Source organism: Microcoleus sp. AR_TQ3_B6, from assembly GCF_036702785.1.
Taxonomy (GTDB): Bacteria; Cyanobacteriota; Cyanobacteriia; order Cyanobacteriales; family Microcoleaceae; genus Microcoleus.
Genome location: NZ_JAUBVJ010000025.1, coordinates 56452 through 66626, shown reverse-complemented (window position 1 = coordinate 66626; position 10175 = coordinate 56452). Strand labels below are relative to the sequence as shown.

Sequence of the window (10175 nt, the reverse complement as noted above, 5' to 3'; positions counted from 1 at the left end):
AAGTCTACACCCCTACCGCTTTTCCTTTACATTGCTTGCAATCAGGCAGAAACCTCGGCAATACCGCTTTCACTGCTGGTTTCTGGGACATTGCGATCGAAGGATACGAACAAGCGATGACAGCGGTGGAAAAAAGCAGAAGTTGGGCAACTTCCGACGCTCGCCGCCAACAAATGATAGCAGAATCGATCGATGTTTACGAAAACGCGATTCAAGCTTGCGTCAACAGCGGCAAACTAGAAAAAGCCATAGAATATTGTGACAGAACCCGTTCCAAGCATTTAGTCGATTTAATGCACAGCAATGACTTGTATGCTAGCGGCGAAATTCCGGCCGAAGTTCAAACTTATTTGCGGGAGTTTGAGGCAAAGCAACAGGAAATTGACGCGGAAGTTGAACAACTCCGCAATCCATCGTCAGGGAATAAAGAATTAGCAAGTGTGGGGAGTCAGTCGCGGAGTCGGGCGGATGTCGTTGCTTACACGGAGAAGATAGCACAATTGGAATCCGAGAAACAGCAAATCTGGCAAAACATTCGCCGTTTAGATAAAGTTTTAGCCGGACAGCTTCAAGTCGATGCGATGAAGTTTGCGGCGATGCAGCAACTGATTGAAAATCCCTATACAGCGATTCTGTGTTTTTATACTACTGATGATGACACTCATGTTTTTGTGATTTACAAGGATAAAGCCCCGCAGGTTCATACTTGTCAGGGAGAGGGTCGGGCAACTTTTCAGCAGTGGATTCTGGAGAGTTGGTTGTTGCCTTATGTGATGGATCAGAAAAGTTGGCAACAGGGGATGGATGGGTTTTTGTCTCAGTTGTCGCAGCGGTTAAAACTTGATGATTTGATTGGTAAATATCTGGATGGGATTGAGGAATTGATTGTGATTCCCCATCTGTATTTGCATCAGATTCCGTTGGCGGCATTGCCTGTATACCCCCCCCAGCCCCCCTTAAGAAGGGGGGGGCAAGAGACAGGGTTTCTCGGTGACAAATTCCTAATCCGTTACGTGCCCAGTTGCAAAATATTAGAGTATTGCCATCAACGCCCAACCATCGAATCGCCGCAATACGGCATTGTGGAAAATGCCACCGACGACCTCTATTTTACACCTTTCGAGTGCGAAGAAATCAACAAAATTGTTCCCGTCAAGGAACACTTAAAAGGACGCGAACAAGCAACAGTCGCCAATTATCGCAATTTGGTCAAAACAGTTAATATCCTGCACTCCAGCCATCACGCCAAGTCTCGTTTAGACAATCCTTTGGCCTCGGAATTATTACTGGGGAATGGGAGTATCACCTTAGGGGAATTAATGACACCAGGCTGGCGTTTGCCGGACTTATCCGATGTGTTTCTCTCCTGCTGCGAAACCAATTTAGGAATGACAACAATTACCGATGATATTCTTACCTTGGGAACGGGGTTTTTGTGTGCGGGGGCTCGGAGTGTGGTCAGCACTTTGTGGGCGGTGGATGATTTGGCTACGTCGCTGTTTTCGATTTTTTACTATCAGTATCGGCAGCAGGCTGGTTGCAGTCGCCCCGATGCGTTGCGGCGGGCACAGGTGAGGTTGCGGACGATTTCGGGTGCGGAGTTGGAAGGGATGTATAAGTCGCAAATAGATGCAATTATTCTGCTGATTATTGAGAATTTAAAGCTGAAATTGGTTGAGGTGCAGGCGGAAAAGGAGAAGTTGACAGCGCAGGAGAAAAAATACAAGAGGGGGACGGCTGAGTATAAGGAGTTACATAAACAAACAAGGGAAAAAACTAAGGAGGAGGCAAAGATTTGTCAGAAAATTAAAGGATACGAAACTCTGCGGCAAAATCTCTATAAAATGCCGAATCCTTTTGCTGATTTGATTTATTGGTCGGGGTTTATTTCTCAGGGTTTGCATTGAGAAATCAGCACTCAATTGCTACCGTTATTGATACGGCATTTTTTAGGTAAGTGAGGTACATGGCAAAGATAGAGGACACGGCAGTGCCGTTTCCCTACAGCGATCGATCGCTTGACGGGTGTACTCGACCGACGTGGAATTTGCTGTATAAAGCAGTGAATTGTAGGGGCGGGTTCACAAACCATCTATCGGAAAATGAATATTTTTGTCAACCCGCCCCACCCAACGAAAAATAAAGATGTAGGATGAATTTATTGGTAAGATGTTGATGTAAATTTAGGGCGGGGATGGGGCGGGTTTATGAGATTGTTTGTGGATTTCATAGATGGTTGGTGAACCCGCCCCTACAGGATTTGGAAGGGTTAAAAATCCGGTTCTGCAGCCCGAGGAATTTATTGGTAAGATGTTGATGTAAATTTAGGGCGGGGATGGGGCGGGTTTATGAGATTGTTTGTGGGTTTCATTGATGGTTGGTGAACCCGCCCCTACAGGATTTGGAAGGGTTAAAAATCCGGTTCTGCAGCCAAAAGCTCGATCGCCAAATCCATCTGTTCCTTCCCCCGCGCCAAAAAGCTTTCGCACTCCTGCAAACACTCGACAGCCACCGCAAACTGCTCGAAAACCTCTTCTAGAGGCAACTCTCCCGATTCCACCCGATCGATAATCGCTTCAATTCGATCGACAGTTTCCTCATAATTCCAGCCAGACTGGCGCAACTGCGAATCAATCATAACTTTTATTCCGCATCCAATACTTCTACAATCTTAACTTTCAGCACGCCCCGACTCAACCTCACAGTCAATTCCTCTCCCAATTCCAAACCGTCAGTTGTGCGGACGATCGTACCGTCACTTTGGATTACCGCCGCATAACCCCTTTGCAAAACCGCCGCCGGATTCAGTGCGGATAACTTTTCTTGCAATACCTCCAGTTTACCAGTTGCTTGCCGCAAAGTTCGGGAGGTCGCAGGCAAACGTTTTAATCGATTTTGTAACAGTTGCAAATGCTCTTCTTCTGTCTGAAATCTTGCCCGCACAGCACTTGCTAAATTGACCGTTCGCTGCTTGTGTTCAAAATAAAGATCTGCTAAAATTGGTACAGCTTGAGCCGCCGCCGCAGTCGGAGTGTGGGCTCGTTTATCTGCTACTAAATCCGCGAGAGATTCGTCTCTTTCGTGCCCGATGCCTGTAATAATTGGAATCGCACAATTCGCGATCGCCCTGACCACTCTCTCATCATTAAAACAAGCCAAATCTTCCGCAGAACCGCCGCCCCGCCCTAAAATTATCACATCCGCCCTACCGTCCAATTCTACCCGGGCGATCGCCCTAGCAATCGCAGCAGCAGCCGATTCTCCCTGCACTCCAGTCGGCGACAGCAACACCCGCAAACCCGGATATCTTTGGGCTAGAGTCCGCTGAATGTCTCCCCAAGCCGCGCCAGTATCCGATGTCACCACCGCCACAACTTGCGGGTGTGCGGGAATCGGGCGCTTTCTGGCAGGATCGAAGAAACCCTCAGCATCCAAGCGCGATCGCAATTGCTGCAACCGCAAAGCCTGCAACCCTTCCCCCGCCGGTAGCGATTGCACCACAGTCAACTGGTACTCGCCGCGATTTTTGTAAACCCGGATGCTTCCCAAAACCAGCAACTGTTCCCCTTTTGCCGGCATTTGCACCAATTTTTGCCGCTGAGAATTCCACACCACGCAGCGAATAGCAGCGCTTTTGTCGGTGTCGCACAGAGTGAAAAAGCAGCCGCTGGGGTGGTGCGAAACGTTCGACACCTCGCCTGTCAGCCAAATTGATTGCAGGTTGCGATCGCCCTCCAACAAGTCTTGCAGGTATGATGTGAGTCCGGCAACAGATAAAGCTGTATCGGGAAGAATTGAAGTCATCCAATTTTAGATTTTAGATTTTAGATTTTAGATTTCGGCTACTATCAATGCTTCGGACAGTGTGTGATTGCCAAGCGTAAAATAAGGCTTTTAGGGCGATTGCAGAATCCACTTCCTAACGGAAAATCAACGGTGTCCCACTAGGTTCTCAAAATAGTCCGGACTATTGTAGTATATCTAAGGTAATTTATCTGTAGGCCGCTCGGGCGATCGTAAATTAACTGCAAACAAACTTATGATATCAGATACAACGACTTCGATGAATTTGCTGCGCCAAGAGGCTGCGGCGATCGGCATTACTGAGGCAGAAGCCAGAAAATATGGCGACCTCCGACATAAAAGAACTTGGTCTTTGGCGATCGAACATCACCTCTCAATGCAAGATTTTGCCGATCGAATAGAACCATCCTTCACAACTTCCGAACCCGACTCGGACAGCGCACTCAACCACTCTCAAACTGCCGAGTCCAAAGACTATGGCATTCAGCTAACTGCGAACCTAGGCGAATCTAGAGTAACAAGGGAGAACCAAACAGCCTCTCTTGCTTCCTTTCAACAGCCAGCAGAAGAAATCGGGCGATCGCACCACAAATCCCTCCAGCGCATCAACCAAGATCGAAGTTTTGAACAAGTAGTTCACAACCACATTAAAGCCTTAAAAACTGCATCTAATGCTCGCACAAATCAACCGCCTTCATCTCTCGGCAATTGGGTTTGTCCCGAGTGCGGTTCCCAAGGCGAAATTAGCTGTCACCTGTGCGAGGGGACTGGCAATATCAGCGACATTGCAGCTATTGGGTGGACGCTAGCTTATATGGAAATGTTGGGCTGTTCTGCTCGCGAAATCGAACCGCTACGGAAATTTTACCCTTCGCTGAATATTCTGGAATTGAATTTTAAAGTTTGTGTTTCTATCAAAGAAAGTAGCGAAGTTTTAGCCAGGACGGAAAAATGGGTAATTAGTCATTAGTCCTTAGTCATTAGTTATTAGTCATTAGTTACCTGGAACCTCAACCAAATTAAGTATTGATTCCAGTTTTTTCAAAGCCACTTCTAAATCATCATTAACAACCTGAAAATCAAATTCCCCCGCAGCTTCAATTTCCTCTTTAGCCCGCAGCAACCGACGGGCGATCGCACTTTCGGAATCTTGACCCCGACTCCGCAGCCGCCGCTCCAATTCTTCCCAAGAAGGAGGTAAAATAAAAATTCGCAGCGCCTCTGGAAAATTCTTCCTAATTTGCCTAGCCCCTTCGAGTTCAATTTCGAGGATTACCCATTTTCCCTCACCAATTCCTAGCTTGAGACCAAAATAAGGAGTACCGTAAAAATTACCAGCAAACTCAGCCCATTCCGCCAACTCTCCAGCCTCAACCATTTGTGTAAAGCGGCTGCGGCTGACAAAATAGTAGTGCTGTCCCTCAATTTCTCCCTCACGGGGCTCACGAGTTGTCACCGATACCGAAAGATACAATTTGGGATGGCGATTGAGGAGCGATCGAACTAGGGTGCCTTTCCCCACACCGCTAGGCCCCGTCAGAACAATTAATTTACCGAATTTCATTTTTAGAATAGAAACGTGTAACAATTCAAGTTTTCGCTTACTCTAAACTGTAAGCGCTCAAATTGCAACTAACAAACCTCAATCATCCCGACTTTGACCGTCTTTGCTGAGCACAAAACGATTAGCAACCGTTTCCGGCTGAATTGCCGAGAGGATGACGTGACTCGAATCTGTAATAATTACCGCTCTCGTGCGGCGGCCGTAAGTAGCGTCAACCAGTTGTCCCCGCTCCCGCGCATCAGTAATTATACGCTTAATTGGCGCTGACTCGGGACTGACAATGGCAATCACTCGGTTAGCAGACACAATGTTACCAAAACCGATATTAATTAATTGAATATCCATGAAAATCTTAATCTATGGGTGAACGACTCACTATCAATCCTTACTTTTTATCATATATACAAAAAATTTTTCTGACCATCCTAAAATAAATCTCAACTAATTTTTTTAGTTTCTACCTAAAATTTTTACCCTTTCGACGCCGAACACCTCGCTTTTTAACAAAAATTAAAAAAAGACTCGCTGTTGTCGCTCTATATTAAAGATTCGGTAAAATCCGCGATTTTTAGTCGCTAATAAAAGCATTAGCTGTATCGAGATAAAAGCCGATAGATGTTGCGAAATATAAAGTTAATTGCTGGGGGAGGGCAAGTTAAGTATAATCACTGATAAATGACAGCAAATATTCGCAGCGTTGCAGTTTGTCCTCACAATATTGACACTGAGGCTGCTTTGATGAACGTTCAACCTAAACTAAAAGCTGCTGGCGATCGCACTTTCTCCCCAGTTTTACACATAAACATTGGGAATGTGCCAAACTATAGATGTGTCTGCCATGATGTTCTACAATAAAATTGGTTTGTAGTGAGGAATGCAAGTCCTATTAATTTTTAATAAAAAAAGCGTTGCTACAATTATCAATTGTATAACTATTATCAAAATTTGCCGATTCCCGCGCCGGACACGGCATTGCCGTTTCCCTACAGAGGGTCACAGGATTATATCTAGCAATAGTTTTGGAATTAGTCAGTTCTCGACGCACACCTACCAAAGAAACCGGGTTTTTTACCGAATCTGCGGGTCACAACCTGTGTTTTTTCCTAAAAAAACCCGGTTTCTGAGTCCCGGTGCGTCCAGGAATATTAGTATAAAAATCTGAGCACTTTAGTCCTCACTACAAACATTTTGAATTCAGCAAAACTTACCCAAAAAGTAGTTTTATACCAGGGGGGGGTGACAACCCCGTTAGAAGCTAGACAAGGTAAGGCGTTGACCCACTTGTGGTAAAAAAAGATAGGTCCGTTCAAAGTATCCACGACCTATCACAAATTATGTTAGCTCTATTTTATCAGACGCATCTCCAGCAACACTTAACTCGTAGTCAGTTTTTAGTATTAAGTATCCTGCTCAATCTACTGCAATCAGAAAGACAAGTTAAGTTGAAGCAATTAGCGCGAGTGTTTCCCTACCCGATTGCTGCAAGGGTAGTATACCAATACGGAGTTGGCTTTCAAAACAGTCTTAATGGACACATGGTAGGCCAGCCAAAAAATCATGCAAGCTATTGACAAACTAGGCAAAATATATAACTTTTCCTTAAAGAAGAACCGATTGGTTGATGACACATAAGGCCCGTGAAGATTATAAATCTGTTGAATCTTTAAGTTGGAAGCCAACTGAGCTACAGTCAGGGAAAACAATTAAAATTAAAACCTTTCCCCAATTCAAGAAAATGAAATTATTCCTCCTTCATTGCTTCTCCCAACAAGACGGAATATGTCGCAAGTAACGACTTAAATCAATCTACAACGAGGGATGTACAAAAAGTGTGTGCCATGCGTTGGAAAGTTGAGGGATTTCATAGAGAACTCAAGCAATTAACAGGTATAGAGTCAAGCCGCGTGCCGTAAAGCTAGAATTCAAAGAAATCACTTTGCTTGCGCCGACGAATGTGGGCAAGGCTCAAAAGTTTAGCCTATAAAACTGGTCAAACAATATATCAAATAAAACATGGGCTGCTGTCAAATTATTTAATTGAGCAACTGAAACGCCCCGATATTTCGATGTTTATTGTCTAATTTTTTTGTCCGTAGTGCAAGGAACATTTGTGACAGTTGCGTAACTCCTGTTGGTAATGAACCTTGCTACCTGGTGGCGCCGGGTTTTTTTTTGTGTTTTTATGTCTATGTGGAAAAAAACTTGTTTTTGGCTTGAGGATAAGCTGCAATTATACTTTGGGGAAAGCGATACAGAAAGATTTATATTCACCCAAGCTTGAGTATATCGATCGCTCCTGTTCTTAGTTTGCGATCGATTATTCAGCAAGCCCTAATTAAATTCAGTGTTTCTACTAAAAAATCTCAAAGTGTAAAATTTGTCAACACCCTGTAGGCCGATATTTTTGGGGAAAATCTCTGTTGTAGATTAAGGTGTAAAATTTGTCAACACCCTCTAAGTAGAGATTTTTTGGAAAAACCCTCTGCCTTTAGGTAGACAAAAATATACCCTAGTGTGTAGTTCAATCAGTAATGATATTCAAGCCTCAAAGCTAAATAAAAATCAATTTTCTTTCTGACTCGTGACGACTTACAGCTTGATATTGCTGTCACTCGTGAAAGTAGGCAGTTCAAAACTGTGCTAATAATAGCCCGTGTTCAGCAAAAATGGATATTTGCAAATCACCTGAAAACGATTGCAGACTTTGTTTTGTTGTGTGATATTCCAGCATATTTTTATGCCGAGAACAACAATCCCAAGTAAAAAATTCATGTTTATTGCTTAGGTTTTGATTCATGTAGGAAATTGAAACTCATAGACCTTTGAAAGTATGAAATTCTTCACTTTCAAATTCAACCGAAAGAAAAAATAAAAAAGTATGAGTAGCACAGCTAAACCTATTAAGGTCAAACCAGGGGCAGTTTATATCCAAGATTGTGTCACCAATGAATTAAGCAAACTTTACACTCTGGATTTAGCCACAGGTAAAGCTACTTTTGTTGGTGAGATAGTTACAGAAGTTTATGACATTGCTTTTGTCGGTTCGCAACTATATGGACTCGATCGGGACGGTGACAAGACTCGACTAGTTAAAATTGACCTGAATACAGGTGATGTCACTGTAGTTAGTGATATTGGCAATGCTTGTGCTGGTTTAGCATACAATCGCCCGCGTAATACCCTCTACGCCACAACAGCGAAACAACTGATTGCCATTAATCTCGAAACAGGTAAAGGTACGCCAGTAGCAACGGTAGCGGATAAAGACCACAACTGTGCTGAAGTTGCCTTTGATGCTGATGGCAAAGCTTATATTACCTTGATTGGTTACAACAAGAAGAAGTTATTAGCAAGTTGTAATTTAGAGACTAGTAAAGTCCACATCATTGGTAATATAGGCTTTCCCAATATTGCCAGTATGGAATTTGTTGGTGATGTTCTTTACGGCGTGACTGGTAACTTCTTTAACTTAGGTAAAAACGGTCAACTAATCCGCATTGACACGACTACTGGTAAGGGAACTTTAGTCACCATGACCGACCCAAAGGGTCGTTGGGCAGGGATTAGTATTTATGAACCGGCTACGGTAGTAACAACGGAAATTACCCCAGAAGTCAAGTCAGACGAAAAATCTGAAACAACAAAAGAAGAAACTTCTCAACGTATACCAGCAGCAGTAAAACCAGAAAAAACTTCTCAACGTATACCAGCAGCAGTAAAACCAGAAAAAACTTCTCAACGTATACCAGCAATAGTTTCTCAAGAAAGCAAAACAATTAGGGAGGAAGGTATGAGCATTTTAACCATTGATACTAAAAACAATTGTTACGTTATCAACCCCGATCAAATGAACAATCTGCAACAAAATGTTGCAACTTCCTTTACTTTCGAGAAAGGTACTTTTGATATCAAAATTAGTGGCGGTAGCTACAAATATGCCAAGGCAAAAACAGAAGGAGAACCTTTTGTCTTACTGTGGATATATGGAGTTAATGGTAGTAAATTTATCAATAAAAGCACAGGTTATGAAGTAGGCGCAACCTGGACAACCTTAAACGGCTCTAATGATAATTTGCAGTTAGAAGTTAAACAAAGAACAGTTCTCAATGCTTTGTTCTTTGATGTTAACAATAATGACAATAGCGGCTCAATAGACCTTTTAATTACCAGTAACAAGCCATTTTTCACTCCTCAGACTTTAACAGTAGATAGCAAACGCAATAGTTATGTGCTGGATGAAAATCAGTTGGCAAGTTTGAAGCAATCGGGTACTAACTCCATTGAATTAAATCCCGGAAACTATCGCCTCAAAATTAGTGAAAGCAATGCAAGTTATTGGTCAGATAACAAGAAGTTTGACCTAGAACCTTGGGCTTTAATTTGGCTCCAAGGCGGAAAATTTATTACAAAACTGACTGGCATTGAAGTTGAAGAAACTTGGGCTTCATTGAATGGTTTCAAAGATGAAGTCGTTTTAGAGGTCAAAGAAAAAACTACCTTAACAGGTTTATTTGTTGACACCTACAAGGAAGATAATGAAGGACAAATTATCATCGCAATAGAGTCAGTAAGCGCAACTGAACTGACCCAGGAGAATCAGCAACCAACTACCCCGACTGTTACCAATGTTCAAGGCTCAGGTGAATCTACCAGTCGTGAAACAGTCGGTGCGAACAGCTCGGAGACTGTTACAAATGTTCAAGGCTCAGGTGAATCTACCAGTCGTGAAGCAGTCGGTGCGAACAGCTCGGAGACTGTTACAAATGTTCAAGGCTCAGGTGAATCTACCAGTCGTGAAGCAGTCGGT

General features: G+C 43.4%; 10 protein-coding genes. 6 read left to right on the top strand and 4 right to left on the bottom strand.

Annotated features, from left to right (window positions below; translation table 11 throughout):
• Together QUB56_RS14615 and QUB56_RS14610 are read left to right on the top strand one after the other, a co-directional pair.
• The coding region (locus tag QUB56_RS14615) for a CHAT domain-containing protein (protein ID WP_332956015.1) at positions 1-1907 on the top strand (1907 nt) is incomplete at its 5' end.
• 59 nt (positions 1908-1966) lie between these two features.
• On the top strand, positions 1967-2143 hold the full coding sequence (locus QUB56_RS14610) for a hypothetical protein (protein WP_332956014.1): 177 nt from the start codon (positions 1967-1969) through the stop codon (positions 2141-2143).
• Positions 2144-2410: 267 nt separating this feature from the next.
• On the opposite strand, the gene xseB is transcribed toward QUB56_RS14610, so the two are convergent.
• Together xseB and xseA are read right to left on the bottom strand one after the other, a co-directional pair.
• Entirely contained in the window at positions 2411-2638 is a 228-nt protein-coding gene (gene xseB, locus QUB56_RS14605; protein ID WP_332956013.1) for an exodeoxyribonuclease VII small subunit, read from the bottom strand.
• Between the two features lie 5 nt (positions 2639-2643).
• Positions 2644-3804 carry an exodeoxyribonuclease VII large subunit gene (gene xseA / locus QUB56_RS14600; protein ID WP_332956012.1) on the bottom strand — a complete coding sequence of 387 codons (1161 nt, stop codon included), beginning with the start codon at positions 3802-3804 and terminating at the stop codon, positions 2644-2646.
• A 235-nt stretch (positions 3805-4039) separates the two neighbouring features.
• Here xseA and QUB56_RS14595 point away from each other — a divergent pair, with 235 nt between their 5' ends.
• A complete protein-coding gene (locus QUB56_RS14595; RefSeq protein WP_332956011.1) occupies positions 4040-4774 on the top strand; it encodes a hypothetical protein in 735 nt (244 codons plus the stop codon).
• A 24-nt stretch (positions 4775-4798) separates the two neighbouring features.
• Here QUB56_RS14595 and gmk read toward each other — a convergent pair whose 3' ends face one another.
• A complete protein-coding gene (gene gmk / locus QUB56_RS14590) occupies positions 4799-5368 on the bottom strand; it encodes a guanylate kinase (protein ID WP_332956010.1) in 570 nt (189 codons plus the stop codon).
• Between the two features lie 78 nt (positions 5369-5446).
• The gene (gene remA, locus QUB56_RS14585; protein WP_190733735.1) at positions 5447-5713 is read right to left on the bottom strand and encodes an extracellular matrix/biofilm regulator RemA; all 267 of its coding nucleotides are present in this window, start codon (positions 5711-5713) and stop codon (positions 5447-5449) included.
• Between the two features lie 330 nt (positions 5714-6043).
• Here remA and QUB56_RS14580 point away from each other — a divergent pair, with 330 nt between their 5' ends.
• The 3 genes from QUB56_RS14580 to QUB56_RS14570 form a co-directional block, all read left to right on the top strand.
• Complete coding sequence (locus QUB56_RS14580) at positions 6044-6223, top strand: hypothetical protein (RefSeq protein WP_332956007.1); 180 nt, start codon at positions 6044-6046, stop codon at positions 6221-6223.
• Between the two features lie 479 nt (positions 6224-6702).
• Entirely contained in the window at positions 6703-6939 is a 237-nt protein-coding gene (locus QUB56_RS14575; protein ID WP_332956006.1) for a hypothetical protein, read from the top strand.
• Positions 6940-8246: 1307 nt separating this feature from the next.
• Positions 8247-10175 (top strand): DUF6923 family protein (locus tag QUB56_RS14570; protein WP_445243347.1); only part of this gene is annotated, 1929 nt, incomplete at its 3' end.